General features: G+C 41.4%; 28 protein-coding genes. 1 reads left to right on the top strand and 27 read right to left on the bottom strand.

Translation table 11 applies throughout. The annotated features are described in order from the left end of the window. Positions 1–2: 2 nt before the first annotated feature. From C9414_RS08615 to C9414_RS08535, 17 genes are all read right to left on the bottom strand, one after another. Positions 3–512: a YpoC family protein gene (locus C9414_RS08615; RefSeq protein ID WP_107163432.1), complete on the bottom strand. Its 510-nt coding sequence runs from the start codon at positions 510–512 to the stop codon at positions 3–5. Further along, positions 509–1171, bottom strand: a complete 663-nt coding sequence (gene nth / locus C9414_RS08610; RefSeq protein WP_024422776.1) for an endonuclease III — start codon at positions 1169–1171, stop codon at positions 509–511. Before nth ends, C9414_RS08615 begins: the two co-directional genes overlap by 4 nt. A 17-nt stretch (positions 1172–1188) precedes the next feature. Next, a complete protein-coding gene (locus tag C9414_RS08605) occupies positions 1189–1893 on the bottom strand; it encodes a DnaD domain-containing protein (RefSeq protein ID WP_047203234.1) in 705 nt (234 codons plus the stop codon). Between the two features lie 99 nt (positions 1894–1992). After that, positions 1993–3285 carry an asparagine--tRNA ligase gene (asnS, locus tag C9414_RS08600; protein WP_087975939.1) on the bottom strand — a complete coding sequence of 431 codons (1293 nt, stop codon included), beginning with the start codon at positions 3283–3285 and terminating at the stop codon, positions 1993–1995. Between the two features lie 115 nt (positions 3286–3400). Then, positions 3401–3886 (bottom strand): cell wall elongation/penicillin-binding protein regulator TseB, encoded by a 486-nt coding sequence (gene tseB / locus C9414_RS08595; RefSeq protein WP_039179489.1) that lies wholly within the window; start codon positions 3884–3886, stop codon positions 3401–3403. Between the two features lie 12 nt (positions 3887–3898). After that, the gene (locus C9414_RS08590) at positions 3899–4069 is read right to left on the bottom strand and encodes a YpmA family protein (protein ID WP_064497519.1); all 171 of its coding nucleotides are present in this window, start codon (positions 4067–4069) and stop codon (positions 3899–3901) included. A 132-nt stretch (positions 4070–4201) separates the two neighbouring features. Next, complete coding sequence (gene dinG, locus C9414_RS08585) at positions 4202–6994, bottom strand: ATP-dependent DNA helicase DinG (protein WP_107163431.1); 2793 nt, start codon at positions 6992–6994, stop codon at positions 4202–4204. A gap of 112 nt (positions 6995–7106) precedes the next feature. Continuing rightward, positions 7107–7490 carry an aspartate 1-decarboxylase gene (gene panD, locus C9414_RS08580; RefSeq protein WP_024422780.1) on the bottom strand — a complete coding sequence of 128 codons (384 nt, stop codon included), beginning with the start codon at positions 7488–7490 and terminating at the stop codon, positions 7107–7109. Continuing rightward, positions 7483–8349, bottom strand: a complete 867-nt coding sequence (gene panC / locus C9414_RS08575) for a pantoate--beta-alanine ligase (protein WP_107163430.1) — start codon at positions 8347–8349, stop codon at positions 7483–7485. Before panC ends, panD begins: the two co-directional genes overlap by 8 nt. After that, positions 8346–9185: a 3-methyl-2-oxobutanoate hydroxymethyltransferase gene (gene panB / locus C9414_RS08570; protein WP_024422781.1), complete on the bottom strand. Its 840-nt coding sequence runs from the start codon at positions 9183–9185 to the stop codon at positions 8346–8348. Before panB ends, panC begins: the two co-directional genes overlap by 4 nt. Before the next feature lie 197 nt (positions 9186–9382). Then, a complete protein-coding gene (locus C9414_RS08565; protein ID WP_107163429.1) occupies positions 9383–10366 on the bottom strand; it encodes a biotin--[acetyl-CoA-carboxylase] ligase in 984 nt (327 codons plus the stop codon). Beyond that, positions 10339–11541 carry a CCA tRNA nucleotidyltransferase gene (locus C9414_RS08560; RefSeq protein ID WP_107163428.1) on the bottom strand — a complete coding sequence of 401 codons (1203 nt, stop codon included), beginning with the start codon at positions 11539–11541 and terminating at the stop codon, positions 10339–10341. The genes C9414_RS08565 and C9414_RS08560 overlap by 28 nt, the downstream gene beginning before the upstream one ends. Next, positions 11534–12679: an N-acetyl-alpha-D-glucosaminyl L-malate synthase BshA gene (gene bshA / locus C9414_RS08555; RefSeq protein WP_107163427.1), complete on the bottom strand. Its 1146-nt coding sequence runs from the start codon at positions 12677–12679 to the stop codon at positions 11534–11536. The genes C9414_RS08560 and bshA overlap by 8 nt, the downstream gene beginning before the upstream one ends. Before the next feature lie 2 nt (positions 12680–12681). Further along, positions 12682–13386 carry a bacillithiol biosynthesis deacetylase BshB1 gene (gene bshB1, locus C9414_RS08550; protein ID WP_059377981.1) on the bottom strand — a complete coding sequence of 235 codons (705 nt, stop codon included), beginning with the start codon at positions 13384–13386 and terminating at the stop codon, positions 12682–12684. Then, the gene (gene mgsA, locus C9414_RS08545; protein ID WP_034280445.1) at positions 13373–13792 is read right to left on the bottom strand and encodes a methylglyoxal synthase; all 420 of its coding nucleotides are present in this window, start codon (positions 13790–13792) and stop codon (positions 13373–13375) included. The genes bshB1 and mgsA overlap by 14 nt, the downstream gene beginning before the upstream one ends. Before the next feature lie 17 nt (positions 13793–13809). After that, entirely contained in the window at positions 13810–14613 is an 804-nt protein-coding gene (gene dapB, locus C9414_RS08540) for a 4-hydroxy-tetrahydrodipicolinate reductase (RefSeq protein WP_039179514.1), read from the bottom strand. Positions 14614–14618: 5 nt separating this feature from the next. After that, positions 14619–14954: a nucleotide pyrophosphohydrolase gene (locus C9414_RS08535; protein WP_107163426.1), complete on the bottom strand. Its 336-nt coding sequence runs from the start codon at positions 14952–14954 to the stop codon at positions 14619–14621. A gap of 137 nt (positions 14955–15091) precedes the next feature. Between C9414_RS08535 and C9414_RS08530 the strand changes: the two genes are divergently transcribed. Next, positions 15092–15964, top strand: a complete 873-nt coding sequence (locus C9414_RS08530) for a YitT family protein (RefSeq protein ID WP_024422789.1) — start codon at positions 15092–15094, stop codon at positions 15962–15964. A 30-nt stretch (positions 15965–15994) separates the two neighbouring features. Here the strand turns inward: C9414_RS08530 and ypjB are convergent, their stop codons facing one another. From ypjB to C9414_RS08480, 10 genes are all read right to left on the bottom strand, one after another. After that, the gene (ypjB, locus tag C9414_RS08525) at positions 15995–16798 is read right to left on the bottom strand and encodes a sporulation protein YpjB (RefSeq protein WP_034280441.1); all 804 of its coding nucleotides are present in this window, start codon (positions 16796–16798) and stop codon (positions 15995–15997) included. Between the two features lie 65 nt (positions 16799–16863). Next, positions 16864–17457 (bottom strand): lipoprotein heptaprenylglyceryl N-acetyltransferase LhaT, encoded by a 594-nt coding sequence (gene lhaT, locus C9414_RS08520; protein WP_047203225.1) that lies wholly within the window; start codon positions 17455–17457, stop codon positions 16864–16866. A 100-nt stretch (positions 17458–17557) separates the two neighbouring features. Further along, entirely contained in the window at positions 17558–18325 is a 768-nt protein-coding gene (locus tag C9414_RS08515; protein WP_039179522.1) for a menaquinol-cytochrome c reductase cytochrome b/c subunit, read from the bottom strand. Between the two features lie 41 nt (positions 18326–18366). Beyond that, the gene (qcrB, locus tag C9414_RS08510; protein WP_003215804.1) at positions 18367–19041 is read right to left on the bottom strand and encodes a menaquinol-cytochrome c reductase cytochrome b subunit; all 675 of its coding nucleotides are present in this window, start codon (positions 19039–19041) and stop codon (positions 18367–18369) included. Between the two features lie 2 nt (positions 19042–19043). Next, the gene (locus tag C9414_RS08505; RefSeq protein ID WP_007500911.1) at positions 19044–19550 is read right to left on the bottom strand and encodes a ubiquinol-cytochrome c reductase iron-sulfur subunit; all 507 of its coding nucleotides are present in this window, start codon (positions 19548–19550) and stop codon (positions 19044–19046) included. 144 nt (positions 19551–19694) lie between these two features. Continuing rightward, positions 19695–20141, bottom strand: a complete 447-nt coding sequence (locus C9414_RS08500; protein ID WP_047203224.1) for a YpiF family protein — start codon at positions 20139–20141, stop codon at positions 19695–19697. Between the two features lie 61 nt (positions 20142–20202). Further along, complete coding sequence (locus C9414_RS08495) at positions 20203–20742, bottom strand: ReoY family proteolytic degradation factor (protein ID WP_008344562.1); 540 nt, start codon at positions 20740–20742, stop codon at positions 20203–20205. Between the two features lie 75 nt (positions 20743–20817). After that, positions 20818–22089 (bottom strand): tetratricopeptide repeat protein, encoded by a 1272-nt coding sequence (locus C9414_RS08490; RefSeq protein WP_058837950.1) that lies wholly within the window; start codon positions 22087–22089, stop codon positions 20818–20820. A gap of 280 nt (positions 22090–22369) precedes the next feature. Further along, a complete protein-coding gene (aroA, locus tag C9414_RS08485; RefSeq protein ID WP_107163425.1) occupies positions 22370–23656 on the bottom strand; it encodes a 3-phosphoshikimate 1-carboxyvinyltransferase in 1287 nt (428 codons plus the stop codon). A gap of 10 nt (positions 23657–23666) precedes the next feature. Beyond that, on the bottom strand, positions 23667–24782 hold the full coding sequence (locus C9414_RS08480) for a prephenate dehydrogenase (protein WP_047203221.1): 1116 nt from the start codon (positions 24780–24782) through the stop codon (positions 23667–23669). Positions 24783–24847 lie beyond the last annotated feature (65 nt).

Here is a 24847-nt window from a genome sequence, read left to right as displayed (position 1 = left end):
TTTTAACGCTGCTGTCTGATTTTCTTAAGTGCTTCATATTTTCCATACTGCTTTTTTAATTCCGTATATAGCTCGTCCAATTGAATAAAGCAGTGATATTGAGTAGGTTTTAACAAAATGAACTCTAAACGTTCCGTCCAATTAATCGGAGCAACAGGAAATGTCTCTTGCTTGATAAGTTCCCATTCAAACGTTTGGACTCTCTCCCCTTTAATCCAGTAAAACATCGCAATCATACTGATGATTCCTTGCAGCATATCATCTTCATCACAGCGGGATTTCCTTGTTTGGAAACGAGGAAGCATTTTTTCTTTTAATTCGTTCCACAGTTCGAACATGAATGGAACAAATTCTTCTGTTTCCTGCCATGGAAGCTCGTCTGTTAAAGGTTCCGAAGATAGATCATATGCGAGCGGATTGGCTCTCAGTATATCTACTCGATCACCTTTTATCTCTACCTTTTCCTCTTTTAGCTTTTCGACATATGAGGTGAAAATAGCTGCCCCGCTCATGCCAGCTTCACCAGTCCTTTTTTCAGCCTCTTCTGCCCTTCCCTGCACATATCAAGAAGCGGACACGATTCGCACTGCGGCCGCTGCGCCTTACAATGATATCTCCCAAAAAAGATCAGGCGGTGATGCGTCACAGACCAATCTTCTTTTGGCACCTTTTTCATCAAGGTTTGCTCTACTTCAAGCACAGAATCCTTCCAGCGGCAGATGCCTAGACGCTTGCTGACTCGTTCTACATGTGTATCTACTGCTATTGCCGGTACCCCAAAAGCGACTGAAACGACGACATTTGCTGTTTTCCGGCCAACCCCAGGAAGCTTGACAAGCTCATCCCGGTCCTTTGGTACTTCACCGCCATATTCTTCAATCAGCATTTTGCTCAACTTTTGAATGTTTTTAGCCTTATTTCGATAAAGACCAATCGAGCGAATATCTTGCTGCAGTTCTTCAAGCGGTACACTTAAATAGTCTTCTGGTGTTTTATATTTTTGAAATAACGTTTTGGTGACTTTATTTACAAGCACGTCTGTACACTGAGCAGAGAGCGCAACAGCAATCACAAGCTCAAATGGATTGGCATGAACAAGCTCACACTCAGCCTCTGGAAACATATCTCCTATAATATCTAAACACTCATTGATTTGTTTTTTTGATAACATGCCTTCTCCTTTATTGGTTATTGTTCCAGCCAATTATAAAAAGGAACTTGTCGTTTATAAGTGGACGTCTCTTCTTTTGAAGGTGGCGTTTTCTGCTGAGAACGGAAATGCTGGCTATGCTCTTTTGCTTCTTCCGCTGTTTTCAGCCCTTTCTTTTTCCACTCAAATAAAATTCGATCAATATAACGGAAATTTAATTTCCCTGATAAAACGGCTTCTCTTAGCGCTAGCCGAATCATTTCAGCATCATGATGGTCTTGATCCATCCAGATCGAAAGTGTTTCTCCTTCAAGAGGAGACAGCGGTCTGCCGAATTCATCTTCAAATAAAGCATATAAAGATTTTTCTGCCTGCACATGTTGTTTTTGAGCTTCTTTCGCCTGTTTTGTTTCTAAAAAGTCAAACAGCACGCCCCATAAAGGTTCTACTGAGTAACGGTCATGCTGAATACCAGACCTGTCTTCAAATGGCTGAATTGAGATAAATCCTTTTTGAATCAGATGCTGCACCATATACGCGCACTCTTCCGCTGATATGGTCATTCCATGAGAAAGCTCTTCAAATGTTTGAAAGAAAACACCTTGTTCTTCATTCATTTTAATCTTGAGCATGACCATCATCTGTGATTCATTCAGTCCTAACTGCTCATAATGAGCAATCAGCAAATTAGGCAAACTTGTCGCCCCCATTTGCTGCATATTAATAAATTGCTGCCTATTCATCGGATACACCTCTTCATTTTAAGTATATCACGTTTTATTTCACGTGCCTCCCTAAAAAGACGTTTGAAAAAGCCTCCATTTGTTGGAGGCTTTCACGTCTTAAGGGTATAAACGGTTTAATAATCTTGGGAAAGGAATGGTTTCACGCACATGCGGCGCTCCACTAATCCAAGCAACTGTACGTTCAAGTCCAAGACCAAAACCTGAATGCGGTACAGAACCGTATTGTCTTAATTCTGTATACCATTTGTAAGTTTCCTGATCAAGCCCATGTTCTTTCAATCTTGCTTCAAGAAGCTCTAAATCATGAACACGCTCAGAACCGCCAATAATCTCTCCGTAGCCTTCTGGTGCAATCAAGTCTGCACAAAGGACAACATCTTCACGATCTGGTGCTGGCTGCATATAGAACGGTTTTAATGATGTTGGGTAATGAGTGATAAACACTGGTTTATCATAGCTTTCGGCAATCGCTGTTTCGTGAGGCGCCCCGAAATCATCTCCCCATTCGATATCATCAAAGCCTTTTTCCTGCAAGAATTTAATCGCTTCATCGTAAGTGATGCGCGGGAATGGTGCTTTGATGTTTTCTAATTTCGCTGTATCACGACCTAGTGTATGCAGCTCCACTTTACAGTTTTCAAGTACACTTTGAACAACATGAGACACATAATTTTCTTGATACTCAAGGTTTTCATTGAATTCGACAAAAGCCATCTCAGGCTCGATCATCCAAAACTCAATTAAATGACGTTTTGTTTTAGATTTTTCTGCTCTAAATGTTGGGCCAAATGAGAATACTTTTCCGAGTGCCATTGCTGCAGCTTCCATGTAAAGCTGACCACTTTGAGAAAGGTACGCATCTTCATCAAAATATTTAGTAGCAAACAGTTCCGTTGTGCCCTCAGGTGCACTTCCAGTTAAAATTGGCGGATCTACTTTCACGAAACCTTCTTGATGGAAGTATTCATATGTAGCACGAATAATTTCGTTACGGATTTTCATAATGGCATGCTGTTTTTTAGAACGAAGCCATAAATGACGGTGATCCATTAAGAATTCTGTTCCATGCTCTTTCGGTGTAATTGGGTAATCTGTCGCTTCATGAATCACTTCAATGGATTTCACTTGTAATTCAAAACCTAGTGGTGAACGCTCATCTTTTGTCACTTGACCTGTCACATAGACAGATGTTTCTTGTGTGACTGATTTCGCAAGCTTAAAGACTTCCTCTTCCACTTCTGCTTTTACTACGACTCCTTGAATAAACCCTGTCCCGTCACGCAGCTGCAAAAATGCAATTTTTCCGCTTGAACGTTTATTGGCAATCCATGCGCCGATGGTTACTTCTTGATCGACGTGTTTGAACACTTGATTAATCGTTGTTTTCAACATAATTCCCTCCAAAGCCAGAAAGAAACTCACCTATTTGTCAGGTGTGAATCTTTTTTCATACATTTTATTATAACCGTTCTAAATCAGCATGGTCAACGCAAGACAGGAGAAACTACGGTGTTAAATTTTTTTCCACGCGTCCTGTCGAAAAGTCGACATAGCTGAAGCTATATTGATTGTTCTCATTTAAGTACGTCACTTCCCAAAGGAGTACGTCACCTTCTCTCGCTAATTTGACTTCTTTTAGCTTAGAGACCGTGTTCTCCTTTTGAACGGCTTGTACTGCTTGATTCGAGGTAATGCCTTCTTTTGCTTTTTTTGCGATCACTTTTTCTTTTTTGCTGGCAGGAACCCAAACGTAGGTCGTTTCATTCTGTTTGTTTTTCCCTTCAACAATAAATTGCTTTTCTTTCCCGACAAAGGTTTCCACTTGCTCCACTTGTACGATGTTTGCTTGTTCTTTTGCTCGTTCGATCGCGGCTTCATGCCCTTGTTCTCTTTGTCCCATGGCAATTTGATAAATCCACGTAAAACTGATGATGCCAATGAGCAGAACGAGAGCCACTACAGATGAAATAATCCAGACTATTTTTTTCATGTCAAGCTTCCCCTATGTGCGATATATCGTGAATACCGCTTGATTTTGGTCTTCTTGGTCTAATGCTAATCCAAACATGAGATCTTCTCTTTTAAGCGTTCTGTTCAATACATCAACGATTTTGTATAGGTCTTCTGAATGCTTAATTTGAACAGTTGAAAGTACCTCTATTTTACTTTCCACTTCTAATTCCTCCTCGGTACGTAAATATTGTTAGTCATACTTTTCTGCACGGGAACCGATACTATTTTTACAACGGATCACAAAAAACCGTTACGATAAATTAACTCCAAACCCACACCAGCTAAAGGCCGCTTATGACAGCGGCTTTTCGTTGTTAAGGTTTTCTATATACGCCTCAAGTGACTCTTTTGACATCTCGTGAACTGGCGCATGAGGGAGTGATTCTAAAAATAGTTTTCCATATGAAGCGGTTTTCACTCGGCGGTCTAAAATCAGCAATGTGCCAATGTCTTTTTCAGAGCGCAGCAAGCGTCCAGCTCCTTGCTTAAAGGTTAACACAGCTTCTGGCAAAGCGACGGCTTTAAATGGATTCTTCCCTTGTTTTTTAGCTGCATCACATTTTGCTTCAATGAGCGGAGAATCAGGCGGCCGGAACGGAAGACGTGCCATGATGACTGTTGTCAGCTCTGATCCTGGAAAATCAACACCTTCCCAAAAGCTACCCGTACCAAGCAAAATGGCTTGTTTTGCTAATTTGAACATTTTCGTTAATTTTACGGGGCTTCCGCCTGTCAGACCTTGAGCAAAAAGGGCGGACTGCATCCCTTCTGTTTTTAGCTCATCATAGACTGCTTTTAACATCTCATGTGAATTAAACAAAACCAATATTTTTGCATGCTGCTGCTTTTCCATAATCTTAATATATTGCGCAGCTTGCTTTACATAATCTCGTTCATCACGATTTGTAATCGGCGGCATGTCTGCTGGAACAATGACCTTGAGCTGTTTTTCAAGTTCGAAAGGTGAATCAATTTGCACAAGATGAGGGTAAAAATCTTGCAGGCCAAACCGTTCCAAGCAATAATCAAAGCGGTGATTGATCGTAAGCGTCCCTGATGTAAGGACGACACTCTTTTTGTTCATAAAGAAACGATCAGCCAAAAGCTCCCCAGTATCTAACGGCTGTGCATGCATAAAGACAGCGTTTTTGGCGCCCTTTGCATCAATTTCAATCCAAACCGTTTCATCGTTTTTCGGTTCAAAGATAAACCGGTAAAGCGTACTGCAAAAAGTATGCATAAACGACATGACTTGGTCGTATTCCTCTGCTTCAAAGGCAAAGTGTTCTGTCAGCTGATCACTTTTTTGAAGAAGCTCATTTTTTTGCTGTTCATACAGCTTCTCACAAGCAATTAACAAGGAACAAAGCTTACTTGCCGTTTCTTTAATCCGTTTCCACTGAGCATGCTTTGAATGATGACGTACTCTATGAATGAGACGATTGATGTCGGCTTTTGGTTTTGTCCTTTTCACAAATGAATGAACGGTGCTAAAGAAAGCGTCACTTTCCATTTGAAGCTGATTCAGATACTCATCCATTTCAATAAAAGTGTCCGTCTGTAACCCTGCATGATGAAATCTTTTTTTCAGTTTCTTTAACAGTCCGCCTTGCAAGGAGCCAAGCTGCGTTAATTTCGCATGTAGCTGGATATAAGACGCACTATCCCCTAGTGTTTCATTGGCTGTTTTCTCAAATTGATGGGCTTCGTCTATCACATATACGTCAGCATGCTGAAAGATAGACGATGCCTCTGTTTGTGATAAGAGCAGACGATGATTCGTTAAAATTAAATCAGCTGTTTTTGCCCTTTTTTTGGCGCGCTCATAAAAGCAATACTCTTTAAAACGGCGCTTTTTTGATGTAAACGGCATATGTACACAGGAAATGCGGTCTTTTATATTGGCGGCTCCTGACGGTAAATTCAGTTCAGATAAATCACCTGTTTCCGTTACAAGGAGCCACATTAAAATTTGCGCCTTCGTTAAGACCACATCATAGTTATCATCTTCCTCATGAAGCACATGCTCAAACTTATCTAAACAAATATAATGCGCCCGGCCTTTAAAGACACAGGCAGCAGGCTCAAACGGGAGCAGTTGATTCAACATCGGCACATCGCGCTGAAGCATTTGCTGCTGTAACAGGATGGAATATGTACTAATAATGACAGGTTTTCCTGATTTCCTCGCTTCTAAAGCAGCTGGGATGAGGTAAGCGAGCGTTTTCCCAATACCTGGTGCCGCTTCAATTAATGCATAGGCTCGTTCATGAAAAACGTCTCTCACTTTATTCATCATCGTAAGCTGGCCTTCTCTTACCTCATAGCCTTCTACCGTTTGCGGAAGTTTCTTTTTGATCTCCTCAAACAGCTTTTCATCATCTTCACCTACTGAATGTGTCGCCCTACTGATAGGATTGGTGACATCTTTTACAGAAAAAGAGCCGACTTCCACCAAAGAATCTTCCAGGCTGGCATGACTCGTTTCAAGCTGCTTAATTAAGAGTCCTATATCACTTAGAAGATAAGAGGATAATCTGCGCAGCTGCTTCAGCACATTTTGCGGTGTATGTTTTAATTGATGTAATAAAGTTAAAAATAACATGGCAGTAACTTCCGCATCACTATCCGCCCTATGCGGGTGGTCATGTGGAAGCATGAGCTCTTCACTTAATTCAGTGAGCTTATAACCTTCAAGCTCAGGATAAAGAATTCTAGAAATCTCAACTGTATCAATTGCTAGCACATCCAGCTCATTTTTCCCGCATGCTTTTAGTTCATCATTTAAAAAATTCAAATCAAAATGAACATTGTGCGCAACAAAATAAGCACCCTGTATGAGATCATACACCTCTTGGGCAATGTCCTCAAAAAACACTGCATCGTCAACCATGTGCTGCTGAATGCCTGTCAGCTGTTCAATAAATCCAGGGATTGCTTTTCCCGGGTTCACATATTTTGAATACCGTTCGACAATTTGTCCATTTTCAATGACCACCGCAGCTACTTGAATGATTTTATCACCTTTTTTAGGTGAATTCCCGGTGGTTTCAATATCAACGACAACAAACCTTTGATCGGTCATAAAATGGACACCTCAATTCCTCGTTTCACCCTGAAGTGAAACACACTCTGGACAAAATAGATGAAACAGAACAGCTTCCCTTCCTGAAACTGTTCTGTTTCTGGAGCTTGCGTTATAAAATCGTTCTCGCAGGCTCTTGCCCAATCATTTGCTCAATTTGATTTTGTTTATTTAACACGACCACTTTTGGTGTATGTGTCTTTGCTTCTTCTTCTGACAGCATCCCATAAGCGATAATAATGACTTCATCCCCTGGCTGAACCAATCTCGCCGCCGCCCCATTTAGACAAATGACACCGCTCTTTCTTTCGCCAGGAATAATATATGTTTCAAGTCTCGCGCCATTATGATTATTGACAATTTGTACTTTCTCATTTGCCATCATACCTGCCGCATCAAGTAAATCTTCGTCAATTGTAATACTTCCTACATAATGTAAGTTTGCTTCTGTTACCGTCGCTTTATGAAGCTTAGATGTCATAAAGGTTCTATACATGTTTTTCACCGCTTTCAGGTACATGGAAAATCACATTATCAATCAGTCTTGCCCGTGAAAATTTCACCGCAATCGCCATAATGACTTGACCTGCTAACTGCTCAAGCGGCTCAAGTTCTGGATATGAGTAGATCTCAATATAATCAATTTCCCCGCTCGTCTGAACAAGTTCCTCTTCAATCAGCTGATACACACGGCTGACATCACGTTCACCTTTTTCAACAGCTGACCGTCCTTTTTTTAATGCGCGGTATAATGCAGGTGCTTCTTGTCTTTCTTTTTCTGACAAGTATACATTCCTTGAGCTTTTCGCTAAACCGTCTTCTTCTCTGACTGTTGGTACAGATACAAGGTGAAGATCAAAGAAGAAATCCTTGATCATCGCATCAATCACAGCGACTTGCTGTGCATCCTTTAGACCAAAGTAGACATTTGTTGGTAACACAAGATGAAACAGCTTTGTAAGCACAGTGACAACGCCGTCAAAATGTCCTGGACGTTTTTTTCCGCATAAGACATCCGTCCGCTTTTGAACCGTCATTGTAATAGATGGTTCATTTTGGTACATTTCTTTCACATCAGGTGTAAATAAAATGTCCACTCCTGCTGCTTGTGCAAGACGCTGGTCTCTTTCCATATCTCTTGGATAGGATTCAAAGTCTTCATTTGGTCCAAATTGCAAAGGATTGACAAAAATACTCATCACGACAATGTCATTTTGTCCTCTTGCCTCCTTCGCAAGCGTCAGATGTCCTTCATGAAGAAAGCCCATCGTCGGAACAAAACCGATGGAATGCCGCTTATCTTGATGCTGCTTGATTAATTCTTTTAGCTCGTGAATATGGGTGACAACGTTCATTTTTTGATTCCCCCATATAAGCCATCAAGGACTTCTTCTTTGATATGAAACGTGTGCATGTCCTCTGGAAATGTGCGTGCTTTTACTTCTTTTGTATATTGAATGAGCGCTTCTTCTAAAACAGTATCAATTTGCGCGTATTGTTTCACAAACTTAGGTGTTCTAGACACCCCGTATCCTACCACATCATGGTAAACAAGAACTTGTCCGTCTGCCTCAGCTCCTGCACCAATTCCGATCACAGGAATCTTCAGCATGTCGGTAATTCGTTTTGTCAGTTCGCCAGGTACGCATTCCAGCACAAGTGCGATTGCACCAGCTTCCTCACATTTCAAGCTGTCTTCAATCAATTTTTGAGCACTTTCGTGGTCTTTTCCTTGCACCTTATACCCGCCAAGTACACCAACTGATTGAGGTGTGAGGCCCAAATGACTGACGACAGGAATGCCGCCTCTTGTTAGAGCTTGAATGGATTCAAATACTCCATCTCCGCCTTCTAGCTTTAAGGCATCGGCACCGCTTTCTTGCATGATGCGTGCTGCATTTTTCATTGTTTCTTCTAACGAATAATGGTAAGACATAAATGGCATATCAGTCACAACAAATGTGTCTTTTGCGCCTCTTTTCACTGCTTTTGTGTGATGGATCATATCATCCATCGTGACTTGAACTGTGGAATCTAATCCAAGTACAACCATCCCAAGTGAATCACCAACTAAAATCATGTCGACTTCCGCTTTTTCCGCTTGCTTTGCAGCTGGATAGTCGTATGCGGTCAGCATCACAATAGGTTCATTTTGTTCTTTCATTTTGAAAAAATCTAGCTTTGTCTTCATTTGTTCCTCCTCATTCTGGAGAGGAGATGGCTTGCCTCACATCACATGCGTTAATTTCTCATGTGCGGCGAATCATCCCTCTGTCCAAGTCCCTTAGGATCAAGGCAGAAATTTATCAAATTTTTCTTCCTAACAGGTACAGTTCTTTGCAGATACTGCCCACACGAAGTATATCAAAAATGTGCCGGGTGTTCCACTCAAGTTGACTTGATCTCAATGTCTGCGGAGTAGATTTTTTGGATACCGTCCTCCGTTTCAAGCAATAAAACACCTTCTTCATTGATTCCAAGCGCCTTCCCCGTATATTGCCCATTGACGGTGCGGGCAACAATATGTTGACCGATCGTCATCGCTAACGATTCCCATAGTTGTTTAATTGGTGCAAATCCTTGCTTCATATAATCATCATATCTTTTTTCAAAGGCGGACATGATCTGTTGTATGAGTGCAGCCCGATCCACTTTTTCATTCAGTTCCATTCGCAGACTTGTGGCGACATCCTTTAGTTCAGCTGGGAAGTCATCAGCTGTTTGGTTCACATTTATGCCCGGTCCAATAATGACCGCATGAACCTGGTCAGCTTCTGCTTTTAATTCAGTCAGAATGCCAACGACCTTTTTTCCATTCAACAAAATATCGTTTGGCCATTTAATTAATGGAGTGAGTCCTGTTTGCTTCGCAATCGCTTCTGCGATGGCTACTGATGCCAAAAGCGTCATTTGCGGCGCTTTATATAGCGGGATCTCAGGCCGGAGAATGAGACTCATCCAAATGCCTGTCCCATTTGGTGAATGCCACGTTCTTTGAAGGCGGCCTTTTCCGTCTGTCTGGTGATCGCTGACAACGATCGTGCCGTGGGGCGCACCTTCATTTACAAGATCATGGGCAATCAGCTGAGTTGAAGCGACTTCTTTCTGAAAGTAAATATGCCTGCCGAAGCTCTCTGTTTCAAGACCAAACAGAATTTCGTCCTCACTAATTTTGTCCGGTTTACGAAGCAGACGGTATCCTTTTCTTCTGACCGCTTCTACCTCATACCCCTCTTTTCGCAAGTCTTCCATATGCTTCCATACAGCCGTTCGGGAGCAGCCAAGCTCATCACAAATTTGCTGACTTGAGACAAAATCCTGGCTGGATGCTGTAAATAGTTCAATTAATCGTTTTCTAATTGCGGATCGCATTCTTTAAGCCACTCCTCTATGGCTTCTTTTCGGTTTTCTAAACGGTTTTGCAAAACAGCTTTTTTCACAAAATGAAGCTCTTCTGCAATCCATTTCCCAGACGTCTTTTGCCGAAAGGCCATTAAATCTTTTCCTGAAACAGCGAGGTCTTGGAGCTTTTTAATCGGCAGTGCATCATAAGAACGCTTCGCTGCCTCCAGCTCATCAAAGAAAATGCGGCGTTCATGTTTTAGCTGCGTGATCTTCAAACTAGATAAGAGCACGTGTTCACCAGCTTCAAACATGTTTTCCGCATCCCAGTCACAATCAACGTATTTACTAATAGCTATTGCGTCTTTCAAAAGCTTCGTTGACAGCTTCCATTCTTTTAAGAAGACCGCAGCCTCCGCTTCATCTAGGCCAAGCAAATGGATACAAGCCCCCCATACCTCTTCTAGTCCATCCAGCAAGTAATATGGAAAGGATTGAAAGGATTCGTGAAGACGATCCTCTTTGAGACCTGGTAATTCTTCATATAACTTAGTTGAGATGAGCACTTGAATGGCCTGCTCACAATGACGGCCTTTTAAAAGCTTCTCCATTTCAATCTTTTTGCGCTCAACCGATATGTTGGCAAGCAAATGCTTATCTTTTTTCATAGCTTCAGCCGTCTCATCAGCCAGCTCAAAGCCAAGCTGGCTTAAAAAACGGACAGCTCTCATCATACGAAGCGCATCTTCTTGAAAGCGGCACGCAGGATCTCCTACGGTTTGAATTCGTTTCCGCTTAATATCCTGTTTACCACCTACATGATCAATGATTTCCCCGTTTATATCCATAGCCATCGCATTAATCGTTAAATCTCTTCTTAAAAGATCTTCCTTAAGCGACTTGATAAACGCCACTTCTTTCGGTCTGCGAAAATCTTCATATTCTGATTCCGTTCGAAATGTCGTGACCTCATAGCTGACACCCTCATGTAAAACAATGACAGTGCCATGCTCCTTACCGACATCTACTGTTTTTTCAAATAAGGACTCAACCTTATCAGGTGTTGCATCTGTCGCAATATCGATATCGCCGATTTCCCGTCCTAATAGAACATCTCTCACCGCTCCGCCGACAAAGTAAGCCTGATGCCCATGTTCGTGCAGTGTATGTAATATAGGGATCGCATGTGTGAATGGTTCATTCATCTTCAACATCACCTTCGATCAATTCTAGGTAAAGCTTTTCATATTCACTCACAATCTTTTCAGAGGAGAAATGAGCCTGAACACTAGACTGAGCTGCCGCTGACACTTTTTCATGAAGCGCTTCGTCATTTAGCAGAGACACTGCGTACTTAGCTGCTCCGTCTATATCGCCGAGCGGGACAAGAAACCCTGTTTCTCCATGTGTAATGACTTCTGGAATACCTCCGACATCCGTTCCTATACAAGGGACACCGCACGCCATTGCTTCAAGAAGCACAAGCCCAAAGCTCTCCTTCTCTGAAAGAAGCAGCTTCAAATCACTTATTGAATAAAGCTCCTCAACCTTCTCTTGCTTGCCTAAAAACAACACGCGGTCTGTCAGTCCCAGTTTTTTCACAAGTTCGCATACGACCGATTTTTCAGGACCATCACCAATGAGTAGCAGCTTTGCCTGCACCTGTTCAGAAATCTTTTGAAACACATGAATCACATCATGCACCCGTTTCACTTTTCGAAAGTTTGATACATGGATGATAACCTTTTCGTTCGGTAAAAGACCATAATGTGTCTTTAGCAAATCGTGATCTTCACGCAAATACACCCGTTCATCAACAAAATTATGAATCGTATCAATCTTTTTATCTGGTTTGATGAGATCATACGTCTGTGCAGCTAATGAATGCGACACCGCCGTCACACGATCCGATGATTCGATGGCGAACCGAATGACTTCCTTTAATGATGGATCATACCCTAAAACCGTAATATCCGTTCCATGAAGCGTCGTAACGACTTTCACAGAGTGTCCAGTCATTTGTTTGGCTAAAAACGCACAGACAGCGTGCGGGACCGCATAATGTGCGTGAATAATATCAAGCTTTTCTCGTTTTGCGACTTCTGCCAATTTACTTGCCAGCGCAAGGTCATAAGGTGGATATTGAAAAACAGCATATTGATTCACATCCACCTCATGAAAATAAATATTCGGATACACTTTATTAAGCCTAAACGGAATGCTAGAGGTAATGAAATGAACATCGTGCCCTTTTTCAGCTAAACGTTTTCCAAGCTCCGTGGCTATAATGCCCGATCCGCCGACACTTGGATAACATGTAATTCCGACCTTCAGTTTTTTCATAATTACCCCCCAAGTAAGTCATCGTCCATCAAAAGTGGTTTCTTTGTGATAAACCCTTCTGCATAAGCTTTGTTGACTTCTCTTCCATACATAGACTCTCTCATTTTGACAAAATCAATATAACCGTTCACAAGAGGTGTCTCTACTGAATTTGCCGATTTAATAAATTGACTTTTATACGCATGCAAGCTATCAATTTTTTGGTGCATTTCCTCAGAAATATCAATCACAAAATCTGGACGATGGTGCCCATTAATCATGTAATAATACATTTGGCTTATTTTATGCGCTGGCTGCTTGTATGAATCTTCAAATTTATGTATACCTGCAGAAAAAGCGGCCTCTTCTACAAGTGAGCCCGCATGGCCATGATCTGGATGCCGATCTTGGTGGTGCGGAGCGAAAATCAGTTTCGGTTTGTATGTTCGAATCACGCCCGCAATTTCCTTCATCGCTTCGTCATTTAGATACAGCCCTCTATCTGGCAGTGTGAGCTGGATTCTCGCTCTGACACCTAAAATAGCGGCGGCGGCTTTTGCTTCTTCTTTGCGGCTCTCTACTGTTCCATTTGAAGATAATTCGGCCTGGGTCAAGTCGCAAATCCCGACGCGCGCCCCTTTTTTTACGTATTTTGCAATCGTTCCGCCCATTCCGATCTCTACATCATCGCTATGGGCACCGAATGCAAGGATATCAAGTCGTTTCATTTGTTCCTCCGTTTTTTGCTACATCTCGAAAATCAAACGTACCTTTATTTAAATTCCTGACTAAAATTTCAGCGGTTCCCATATTGGTGGCTAATGGAATGGTATACACATCGCAAAGCCGGATGAGTGCAGATACATCCGGTTCATGCGGCTGCGCAGTTAGCGGGTCTCTAAAAAAGAGCACAAGATCCATTGCATTATCAGCAATTAAAGCACCGATCTGCTGATCTCCCCCAAGTGGTCCTGACTGGAAACGATGAATGGGAAGCCCCGTCGCTTCTTTCACTCTCAAACCTGTTGTCCCTGTTGCGTAAAGTGTATGATCTGCCAAAATATCACGGTACGCGGTGGCAAACTGTATCATGTCACTTTTTTTCTTATCGTGAGCGATTAAAGCAATGTTCATCAGGAATCCACTCCTTATTAGTCGATGATATTTTCTAAACCATAGACGAGCTGATCAATGTGCATGACTTGTTCCACTGAAAGCTTCACACCTGACATAAAGGATGCACGGTTATAAGAATCATGACGAATGGTAAGCGTCTGTCCGTCCATTCCAAACAGCACTTCTTGATGTGCAATCATACCAGGAAGTCTGACGCTGTGCAGACGGATACCATCATAATCTGCTCCTCGTGCCCCTTCGATCAATTCTTTCTCTTCTGGATGTCCCTGCTTTTTGCTTTCTCTAACTTCTGCAATCATTTCAGCCGTTTTTAAGCCCGTACCGCTTGGGGCATCTAGTTTTTTATCATGGTGAAGCTCAATGATTTCAACGTCAGGAAAATAATTCGCGGCCATTTTGGCAAATTTCATCATTAAGACCGCACCGACAGCAAAGTTTGGCGCAATAATACAGCCTATGCCCTTTTCTTCTGTTAATTGCTGAAGCTCTTTTAGGTCATCTTCTGAAAATCCAGTTGTGCCTACGACTGGACGCACGCCATGTTCAAGTGCTTTTTTTGTATGTACTTTCCCGATTTCTGGTGTCGTCAGATCAATTAATACATCTGGTGCTGTTTCTGAAAGACACACATCAATATCTGTATAAATTGGCGCATGAGAGGTCGTATGGATCACATCAGATAATTTTTTTCCTTCATGCACGTGATCAAGTGCGGCCACCAGCTGAAAATGGCCTGTTTCTTCCGCCAGCTTCACAGCCTCTATCCCCATTCTTCCTCTTGCTCCAGCGATTACTACTTTGATGGTTTCATTCGTCATCGTCTCTACTTCCCTTCTTTTTTCGTCCAGCGGTCTTTATCTCTTGTGTTGAATTTATGCATCACACGGTCATGTGCTTCCTCTAGTGAAATATCAAGTGAATTAGCGAGGCATGTTAACACAAACAATACATCGCCTATTTCTTCTTCCATGCTTTTTTCTGTTTCCGTTGTTTTTTTCGGCTTTTCTCCATAGTAATGGTTAACCTCTCTTGCCAGCTCTCCCAATTCTTCTGTCAGACGGGCCATCATGGCAAGCGGGCTGAAATAGCCTTCTTTAAATTGTCCTATGTAATCATCTACTTCTTGCTGCACGTGACCCAGCGTTTTTTCTTTCGTCATGAAGCTCATCCTCCTATCCATCTCTTACATGTTAGCGAAATCATAAAAATTTGACAAATGTTTAAGACTCAGTTTGCTTGTTTCTCTCCCATACCATATAATATTATCGCTGTCTAAGCAAAAAAAGGAGTGATCTCTTGCTAAAAGAAATTCGTCTTAAAAATATCGTATTTATTTTAATAGGATCTGCGATTTTTTCTTTCGGTCTTGTTCATTTTAATATGCAGAACAATTTGGCGGAAGGCGGATTTACAGGTATTACACTGCTTTTATATTTTCTATTTCACATTGACCCATCTATTTCAAACCTTGTCTTAAACATTCCAATCTTTTTTATTGGCTGGAAAATGCTCGGCAGAACGATGTTTACTTATACAATTGTAGGCACAGTCAGTCTTTCTGTCTTTCTTGCCATCTTCCAGCGCTTTCAAATACATATGCCTCTCCAGCACGATTTAGCCTTAGCCGCCCTCTTTGCAGGTGTGTTTATCGGAACAGGCCTCGGGATCATCTTTAAATTCGGCGGTACAACAGGCGGTGTAGACATCATTGCAAGGCTGATCAACAAGCATTATCAGGTGGCCATGGGACGAACAATGTTCATCTTCGACGCATGCGTCATTACCATTTCTCTTACCTACTTAAATTATAAAGAAGCGATGTATACACTTGTTGCAGTATTTGTTGCTGCGAAGGTCATTGACTTCATGCAAGAAGGCGCTTACGCTGCCAAAGGCGCCATGATTATCTCTGAAAAAGATGACATCATTCAAAAGAAAATCACGGATGAAATGGAGCGCGGTGTCACCATCTTAAAAGGGGTCGGTTCCTATACGAAGCAGGAGCGCAACGTCCTTTATTGCGTCGTTCCGAAAAACGAGCTTGTCCACCTCAAAAGCGTCGTGACCTCAGTCGATCCTCATGCGTTCGTATCTGTCAGTGACGTGCATGATGTACTCGGTGAAGGCTTTACATTAGATGAACACAAAAAGCCGCTCAATCCACATTAAAAAAGAAGCACCAGTTTTGGGCTTCTTTTTTTATGATTTAGGATAATCAGCCTGACGTTTTTGCTTCTTTTCTTTTTCAGCACGATATTTCCGAAATCCAACATACGTTAACGTTAATAAAATGATACTCCCGGTTGTTAAGATGACCCATAAAAGCGATGGATCAGCTTCATCTTCATCGACGTGAGCAAACACACTCGATAAATCCTCTTCCAGCTTCGTGAGACGTTCAAGCTTTGTCCCACTTGATGCTTTTAAAAATTCACCTTGCTCAATCACTTCCATGTGCTGCTTAATCGTCTGGAGCTTTTCAGGCGAAATATCAATGGTTAAACTCGGATAGATCATATCGTATAAAGAAACCAGCTCATTCCAAGTTTCATAAAATGTCGTTGATTCTGGATCTTTCACTTCTTTTTTCAAAGTAGGAAAAGACCCCATAATGGGCTTCTCGAGCGAACCCCAAAGAGGCTCAGAATCCGACTGGATCGCATCAAGCAGCATTCTAAATTGAGAAGCATAACGAAGCTTTTCGCGCTCATTCAATTCTTCCTGCGGCAGCCCTTTTATCATATCTTGATAGCCAAGTGTAATTTGCCGAATCTGCGTATTCGTCAAAGTTCCACGCCAATTCTCAGCTTTAAATGTCTTTTCAACATACAATGCGACTTGTAATGCCTCATCATATTTAGCTTGTCTCGTTAATTGAAAGATGGAATCTGATAGTTCCGTTAATTCTTGCAGCGTGTTAGCAGCTGTTTCCTCACCTTTGGCAACAGCCGGATGTAATACGAGAAAAAATAATAGAATCATCGCGATTGGCTTTCGTTTCATGCAAGTCCCTCCTAGCCCTTCTCCATACAGCGTATGAAGAAAAGGACAAGGTTAGACCAACATTGTTAAGGGAGTTCCAGCTTGACCGATTTTTTCGATAGAACGAGATAATACGAAACAAGAAGAACCGCGATACTTAACCAAAACGTCGCATAGCCGATCTCGTTTGAATAGGCAGACAGCATAGAATAACGCGGCATCATACCAAATACATAATCAATCACATCGTTATGTAAAATCCAAATTCCCGCTACCACGAGATGACGCATTTGAAAACGATAATACGGCGCAAACAATACAGCCTGAACCGCCATCGCAAAGTGAGACCCAATCAGCATGTAGCCTTCCCACGGAAAATCATCAACAGATAAAAGCACAAAGATATTCATTCCTACCGCCCATAGCCCATATTTAATCAAGGTCACAAGAGCAAGTGCTTCAAAATAAGGAGCATTTCGTTTCATCAAAAACGCAAGTAATACAAATAAAAAGAAAAAGCTTGCCGTTGGACTGTCTGGTACAAAAGCTAAAAAGACAGCCGGCGTCTCTACGAGCTGCGGAATATACCAATAGTATCCATAAACAGTGCCAAGGAAATTGATCATAAGCACCAGCACAAGCATGTAGCGCGTCGCTAGCAAATATTGAATCCATCTCATATGTCTCTTCACTCACGATCTGTTAAAATCAGAAAAAAGCTGACAGCGCCAGCTTTTTCTCTTTTGAGTATATCCTTGTACTTGCATTTAAACAACTGAATTATTTTGATTTGACCTCAGATAAATATTTAGAGAGCTTCTCGAGTTCTTCATCACTGCCTTTAAAGACACCCTTAGGCATGTTGCCTTTTCCTTCTACAGCGATTTTAGCGATCTCCTCAGGCGAAAGACCGTTGTCAACGAGTGACGGTCCGGCTGCTCCGCCCTGCATGTTATCCCCGTGACAGGAGATACATGTCTGCTCTTGATAAATTTTATACTCTTCAGCTGAAGTATCAATCTCTGCTTCTTTCTTAATCTCACCTTGTTTTGCCGCTGCTTCCCAATCATGGGTTGCAACAGACTCCCACGTTAAATACGTTGCTGCGCCGACTGCAAGGATCATCATCCCGACTGCAATTGGTCTTCTATACGGTCTGCGTTCTGGACCTGAATCAAGAAATGGTGCGAGCAAAAGTGCACCAAACGCGATTCCAGGCATAATCATCGCGCCGACGACAGTGAAGCTACCTGCAGCAAATTCATATTTTAATAACTGGTACAAAAATAGGAAATACCAGTCTGGCAGCGGAATATAGCCAGTATCTGTCGGATCAGCCATCCGCTCAAGCGGAGGCGCATGAACAACAGTTAGGACAAGAAATCCAATTAAAAAAACGGCACCTACAAGCCATTCCTTTAAAAGAAAGTTCGGCCAAAAGGCTTCTGTTTTTCCCGGATATTCGGAATAGTCTTTAGGTATGTTAGGTTTTCTTTCTGCCGGTATTCTGGAATCTCCGACAAACTTCATCCCTTTTCCCCTATGCAAAGTCATCCCCTCCTCATTGAACATTCATCAAACGCAACATTTTATAGCGGTCCAGAAATTCCTTGCTTACGAATCATAATAAAGTGGGCAGCCATCAGCCCAAATAATGCCGCTGGCAAGAAAAAGACGTGGATAGCGAAGAATCTCGTCAGCGTTTGTGCCCCTACAATGTCAGGATGACCTGCAAGCAGCGTTTTGATCTCTTTACCAATGAAAGGTGTTGCTTCTGCTATTTGAAGACCAACCTTCGTCGCAAACAGCGCCTTCATATCCCATGGTAAAAGATAACCTGTAAAACCAAGTCCAAGCATCACAAAGAAAATGAGCACACCAACAATCCAGTTCAGCTCTCTAGGCTTTTTATACGCCCCTTGGAAAAAGACCCTTAGCGTATGTAAAAACATCATCACAATGACTAAACTCGCACCCCAGTGGTGCATCCCTCTGACAATCTGGCCAAATGCCACTTCATTTTGCAAATAATAGACAGATTCCCAGGCATTTTTAATATCCGGCACGTAATACATCGTTAAAAACATGCCCGACAGGACTTGGATGACTGTCACAAAAAACGTTAAACCGCCAAAACAATACACAAAAGCGGAGAAATGATGTGCTGGATTGACGTGCTCTGGCACCTCGTGATCCGCAATATCTCTCCATATCGGTGTAATGTCTAGCCGCTCATCTACCCAATCGTAAATCTTGTTAAGCATCGTTACCCTTCCCCTTTCGGCACAGCTTTTCCAAGATAGAGGTATCCGTCCTTCACTTGCTGCTTATAATGGTCAAGCGGTGCAAGCGGTGGAGTTCCGGGTACGTTTGTACCATCCTTGTCGTACAGCCCATAATGGCACGGGCAGAAAAATTTGTTTGGATTTTTCGGATCACTGTTCCAGTTCACTGTACATCCTAAATGTTTACAGATTGGCGATAAAGCGACAATTTCATCCCCTTCTTTGTACACCCATGCTGACCTAGATTCCTTTGACTCATACCATGCATCTACTTGATCAATTTTAAAGTCAAAGCGCTTCGGTTCCTTTGTCAGTTCATCTACACTGACAACTTGAACCATATCCTGATCCTCTGTTCCTTTAAGCACAGGGTCAAGCGCAAAGCGAACCATAGGCATGAGCATTCCAGCGGCCATAAATCCCCCCACGCCGGTCAACGTGTAATTCAAAAATTGACGCCTGGACACTCCATGTCTCTTCTCGCTCATTTTTTTCTCCCCCCCTCAGGTCGTCAGCTACTTTATAACTGAATTAGAAAAAATTTCATAAAACTAGGACACCCTCATAATATATCAATCTATTCACAAGGTCAACATCCTAAAAAGCTATGTACAATGCAAATGTAAGGGTTTTTATGAAGGGTTCCATTTTTGTAACAAAAAGTTCAAAATTTGTTCAACACTGTCTTGAATGACTTTTTGCTTTAATTCAACCTTCAAATGCTCCAGTGGAACCGGCTTGAGCAAAAATAGCGATTCTCTAATCTCAGCATGCTCTTTCCACTGGTGATCAGATGTGATCAGTGCGACATGCTGAAAATGATCTTTGAGCGACTGCTTCATTGTGAGTATGTCTTCTTGTTTCTGGTCACTCACTTCCAAATATGTATGTGGTGGAAAAAGAAAAACCCGCCCTTTTAATTGTCTTTCAAGTTCCTCTGCTACAAGAATAGTAAACTCTCCTAAAGACACGGTTTGTTTCATTTGATCTGCGTTAATCCCAACTAATGGAATGATAGCGGTATCAATGTAAGCTTTAGATTGCAAAAAGCGATCCGCATCCTCTGCTTGAAACTTCATCAATTTCCCCTCTTTCATGACATAAGCCCTGCCTGTATAGGGCAAGGCTTATTCGTTCAGTTTATGACAATAGGCTTAATTCTTTTGCCAGCTTATTAAATGTTTCTTGATCATGACGGTCGAGTGCTTCATCTATCTCTTTCATGAGCCGTTCTTTTTGGAAAGTTGCGATTGAGTGCTCAAGCACTTTCTCAGCAAGATCCTTATCTTTTTCGTTCTCATAAAGATCCTTTGGAATATGGGGATTTGTTTCAAGAACAGCTGCATATTCCGGGGAACGATAGGCAGAACGGAAATTCAATTGAATAAACAAATCCTGCTGTTTATTCAAACGAATATCATGAAATGACTTTTCAGCATCTGTCGTCATGATGTTTTCTTTATAAAATCTAAAGGGAACTTCATCCACACAGTGTGTTGACATGATGATTCCCCTTGGGCAAAATTCTGCTTGCTCTACAAAATGAACCTTTTCCATCAAAGAGTCGTGACTCATTAAATAATTTAATATCCAAACACACTCTCTTCGCTTTAGCTGATAATGGTTTAAGAACCACCGGATAAATTCCTTCTTTTCATTGACAGAAACAGGGGTCTGCATGTTATTCCCTCCTCTATCGTAAATTAAATTGCTATACATGAATTATTCAACAAACCAGTTCTTCATTCCTGCAAACTATAAGGAAATTTCGTCTTCAATTCTTAAAATCGTTTCTTCAATTTCTTCATTCGTGCCATCTTTCTCTAGAACTTTGCGTAATAACGGCAATGCTTCTTTTTGTCTGCCCTCTTCTAAAAGGAACGAAGCGTATTCATATAAAAAGTCACGTTCCTCATCAAAATCAGGCAGGGCAAGCTTGAAATACTCGGCAGCTTCTTTGTATTCTTCTCGCCCGACAGAAGCAGATGCTGCATACCAATTCCATTTTGGATCATCTTCCCCAAAGCTTTTAACCTCTTTAATAACATCTAGAATTTCATCAAACAGCTCTTCATTTAAATAGATCGCCAGCAAAGTTTGAACAGCTTCAATATAACCCGGATCGAGAGCAAGTGCTTCTTGAAGCAGTTTTTTCGCATCTACTGAATCCCCATTTTTCAAATCAATCTTGGCACCATATAAATATAATTCTTTGTTATACTCATCAACTTTAATACCCTCTTTTACTACCTCTAAAGCCTCGTGATATAGTCCTTCTTCCTCATAACTTTTCGCTAAAGGCATATAAAGTGACGAATAGGATGGATCAATATCTTTCAGTTCTGTAAGCTGCTGAATGGCTGTTTTTGTTCTGCCAGCCCTCATCGCTGTAAATCCGTAGCCAAAAAGAGTGTTCGGGTCTGCTTGATCTTTTACTGCCTTTTCGTACCATTCAAGTGCATCCTCAAATTCTCCAGCTGTACTGAGTGATTCAGCAAGCCGCTGATACACATTGACACCGCCAACCTCATGCTGTTGATCTGCCACTTTGTAGAAAAAATCAGCCGCTTTCTTTGAAAGACCTTGAGAAAAATACAACTCACCTAATGCAAAATCGATGATAGCTTCATTCGGAAGTAGTTCTTTCGCTTTTAAAAGCTTTTGTTCACTGACTTCAAATAGTCCTTGCATCTGATACAAATCTGCCATTAACAATAAACTCTCAGGGTACGCATCATCATCTTCAGGAATCGTTTCTAATACTGCAATCGCCTTCTCTTCTTCATCAGAGTCAATCAGCAGCTCTGCATAAAAACACGTTAAACCTGTTTCCTCTGGATATAAATCATGTAAATCACTGATGAGATTCCGTGCTTTATCGATATCTCCCCAATCATAATATAATTGAGCCGCTTGCGCTTTTTCTTCATCGTGCAAATGTTTCTCTGCTTGAGCAAGTGTTTGGAGTCCTTTTTCAGTCTCACCCGCCTCAACTAATTTTATGGCTTCTTGTAATGAACTATTCAAATCAAACCGTTCCTTTCTGTTTCCAAAAACCTAAACTATTGTTACTTCATATCATAATCGACAGGTGCACATCCAGCAAATATGTTGCTCTTTTAAAATGAACCCATTTTTGTGTTTTAAAGACTGTTTTTCATTTCATCCTATACGAAACTGATGATTTGTAAACTGCAGACACTATTTTTATCGGACAAAATGTTTTTTTTCAAGGTTTCACCTTGAGACAAGCTATGCTATATTTCTGACAAATATGCAGAAGGAAAGAAAAAGCCTGAGGACATCCTCAGACTGTTTTTGTTAAATATTCAATGTGTTCAAAGAAATTCGGGTATGAGACACGAACAGCTTCTGTATCTTCAATCTCAATTGCTTGCTTTGTCATACATGCGGCAATTCCCAGCATCATACCGATACGGTGATCTCCGTAGCTTGAGACGACTGCGCCGCCTTGAAGCATAGTTTTACCATGAATCTTCATACCATCATCTGTTGCTTCAATATCAGCACCGAGTTTTTTAAGTTCTGATACGACTGTATCAATTCGATTGGTTTCTTTTACTTTTAACTCAGCAGCATCTTTAATGATTGTTGTTCCTTCTGCTTGGGTCGCAAGAAGCGCAATTATCGGAATTTCATCGATGAGTCTTGAAATCATGTCACCAGAAATTTCAATCCCTTTTAATGATGAAGTAGAAATGGTTAAATCACCGTACGGTTCTCCGCCTTTGGCATCTACTTCATTGATTTCAAGATTTGCCCCCATAAGTTTCAGTACATCAATAATACCTGTTCTTGTTTTGTTTAGCCCGACATTTTTTAAGACAATCCGGCTATTAGGAACGATTGATCCAGCTACAAGGAAAAATGCAGCTGAAGAGATGTCCCCAGGAACAAATATATCTGTTGCTGTTAATGTTTGGCCGCCTTCAATGGAAACACTTTGTTCATCTTCATCTAGTTTTACACCAAACATTGAGAGCATTCTTTCTGTATGATCTCTTGATTTATGTGGTTCAGTTAATGTCGTTGTGCCCTCTGCTTGCAGCCCTGCTAAAAGGACAGCTGACTTAATTTGTGCACTTGCCACTGGAGACTCATAAGTTATGCCTTTTAAATGACCGCCACGAATAGACAGCGGTGTATACTCGCCATTTGCTCTGCCGTCTATTTTGGCTCCTAGTTGTTTAAGCGGACCCGTCACACGTTTCATTGGTCTTTTGGCAATACTCTCATCACCAATTAGTGTACTGTGAAACTCACAACCAGCTAATATTCCCATCATTAAACGAATGGTTGTACCAGAGTTGCCAACATCGAGAATGTCAGACGGCTCCTTGAGCTCTTTCAGTCCTTTACCATGAATGACAACATCTGTCCCTTTTTGTTCAATTTCAACGCCCATCTTTCTAAAGCAATCAATCGTACTTAAACAATCAGCTCCAGGAAGAAAGTTTTTCACTACTGTGGTTCCATCAGCAATTGCACCAAACATCACTGATCTATGTGAAATAGATTTATCACCTGGGATATGAATTTCTCCATTCATTGGAGCATTTTTATGAATTTTCATGTTTGTCACCTCAGTCAGCATAAAATGTATCGTAATTCGCTCTATTTTTTATACAGATTTCTGCACGCTTCCGGTCGTCATCTGTTTGAAAACTAATGCGTAAAATCCCATTAATGTCTTCTCGCGTCTCTATAATACGGATATTTGTAATACTAATGTTTTCACTTGCTAAATGCCCTGTAATCTCCGAAATGACCCCAGGATGATCCGGAACATCGACATACAGATCATAAAAAGCAGGAATGGCTCCTTTTTTCCTTAGAGGAAGTCCATCTCGATATTCCTTTGCATCTTGAAAATAAGAGAACAATCCTTCAGCATCTTCTTGCTGTACGAAGGTCTCAATGCGGTTAATCTCTTTTTTCCATTCATGAAAACGGTCTAAAATCTTGTGTTTATTGTGCAGCAGGATATCCCGCCACATTGCAGGATTGCTTGAAGCAATTCGTGTGATATCACGAAAGCCACCAGCAGCAAACCGTTTAACAAGTGGGAATTGTTCTTCAAAATGATGCGCTTGATGCACAAGGCTGGCTGCAACAATATGAGGAAAATGGCTAATGACACTTGTCACAGCATCATGTTCTTCTGGTGTCATCTCGATGAAATGAGCATTTGTCCCCTTTAACAAATCCATCAACCGATCAACAGCTTGACGGTTTGTTTCCTTTGCAGGCGTTAAAATGTAGAACGCATTTTCAAATAAAAAGTCTTTTGCTGCAATAACACCTGACTTATGAGAGCCTGCCATTGGATGTCCACCAATAAATTGGTAATGTTCAGGCAGCACTTTTTCAGCAAAATGGACAACCTTTTGCTTTGTGCTGCCGACATCAGTGATTGTGAGCTCTCTTTCAATTCCAGAGTCTGCAATATCACTAAGCATCTTTACAGTTTGCTGGACAGGTGTTGCCAAAATAATGGTCGAAGATTCTTCTAATCCAGTCAGAAACGAATCAGTTGTTGCATCAATAATTCCCAGCTTTGTTGCAGCAACCATTTGCTCTTTGGAAACATCAAATCCTACAATTTTTTTATGAGGATACTCTTTTTTAATCGAGAGTGCAATGGACCCACCGATTAAACCGAGTCCAGCGATTAATACAGTTTCGTTTGCATCGTTCATATTCATCACCTGATTTTTCGCGAAAATTAAACAACCTATTTCAACGGCTTATATGTATAGGAGGT

It is taken from the genome of Bacillus sp. Nf3, from assembly GCF_003028545.1.
In the GTDB taxonomy this organism is placed as follows: Bacteria; Bacillota; Bacilli; order Bacillales; family Bacillaceae; genus Bacillus; species Bacillus safensis.
This window is presented reverse-complemented; position numbering and strand designations above follow the sequence as displayed.

Coding starts and splice junctions, on each gene's coding strand:
- C9414_RS08615 (WP_107163432.1), bottom strand. CDS start 512: ATGAGCGGGGCAGCTATTTTCACCTCATATGTCGAAAAGCTAAAAGAG.
- nth (WP_024422776.1), bottom strand. CDS start 1,171: ATGTTATCAAAAAAACAAATCAATGAGTGTTTAGATATTATAGGAGAT.
- C9414_RS08605 (WP_047203234.1), bottom strand. CDS start 1,893: ATGAATAGGCAGCAATTTATTAATATGCAGCAAATGGGGGCGACAAGT.
- tseB (WP_039179489.1), bottom strand. CDS start 3,886: ATGAAAAAAATAGTCTGGATTATTTCATCTGTAGTGGCTCTCGTTCTG.
- dinG (WP_107163431.1), bottom strand. CDS start 6,994: ATGACCGATCAAAGGTTTGTTGTCGTTGATATTGAAACCACCGGGAAT.
- panD (WP_024422780.1), bottom strand. CDS start 7,490: ATGTATAGAACCTTTATGACATCTAAGCTTCATAAAGCGACGGTAACA.
- panC (WP_107163430.1), bottom strand. CDS start 8,349: ATGAACGTTGTCACCCATATTCACGAGCTAAAAGAATTAATCAAGCAG.
- panB (WP_024422781.1), bottom strand. CDS start 9,185: ATGAAGACAAAGCTAGATTTTTTCAAAATGAAAGAACAAAATGAACCT.
- C9414_RS08565 (WP_107163429.1), bottom strand. CDS start 10,366: ATGCGATCCGCAATTAGAAAACGATTAATTGAACTATTTACAGCATCC.
- C9414_RS08560 (WP_107163428.1), bottom strand. CDS start 11,541: ATGAATGAACCATTCACACATGCGATCCCTATATTACATACACTGCAC.
- bshA (WP_107163427.1), bottom strand. CDS start 12,679: ATGAAAAAACTGAAGGTCGGAATTACATGTTATCCAAGTGTCGGCGGA.
- bshB1 (WP_059377981.1), bottom strand. CDS start 13,386: ATGAAACGACTTGATATCCTTGCATTCGGTGCCCATAGCGATGATGTA.
- mgsA (WP_034280445.1), bottom strand. CDS start 13,792: ATGAACATTGCTTTAATCGCTCACGATAAGAAAAAAAGTGACATGATA.
- dapB (WP_039179514.1), bottom strand. CDS start 14,613: ATGACGAATGAAACCATCAAAGTAGTAATCGCTGGAGCAAGAGGAAGA.
- C9414_RS08535 (WP_107163426.1), bottom strand. CDS start 14,954: ATGACGAAAGAAAAAACGCTGGGTCACGTGCAGCAAGAAGTAGATGAT.
- ypjB (WP_034280441.1), bottom strand. CDS start 16,798: ATGAAACGAAAGCCAATCGCGATGATTCTATTATTTTTTCTCGTATTA.
- lhaT (WP_047203225.1), bottom strand. CDS start 17,457: ATGAGATGGATTCAATATTTGCTAGCGACGCGCTACATGCTTGTGCTG.
- qcrB (WP_003215804.1), bottom strand. CDS start 19,041: ATGCTTAACAAGATTTACGATTGGGTAGATGAGCGGCTAGACATTACA.
- C9414_RS08505 (WP_007500911.1), bottom strand. CDS start 19,550: ATGAGCGAGAAGAGACATGGAGTGTCCAGGCGTCAATTTTTGAATTAC.
- C9414_RS08500 (WP_047203224.1), bottom strand. CDS start 20,141: ATGAAGTTTCAAGCAGAGGATGCGGATCGCTTTTTGCAATCTAAAGCT.
- C9414_RS08495 (WP_008344562.1), bottom strand. CDS start 20,742: ATGCAGACCCCTGTTTCTGTCAATGAAAAGAAGGAATTTATCCGGTGG.
- aroA (WP_107163425.1), bottom strand. CDS start 23,656: ATGAAAATTCATAAAAATGCTCCAATGAATGGAGAAATTCATATCCCA.
- C9414_RS08480 (WP_047203221.1), bottom strand. CDS start 24,782: ATGAACGATGCAAACGAAACTGTATTAATCGCTGGACTCGGTTTAATC.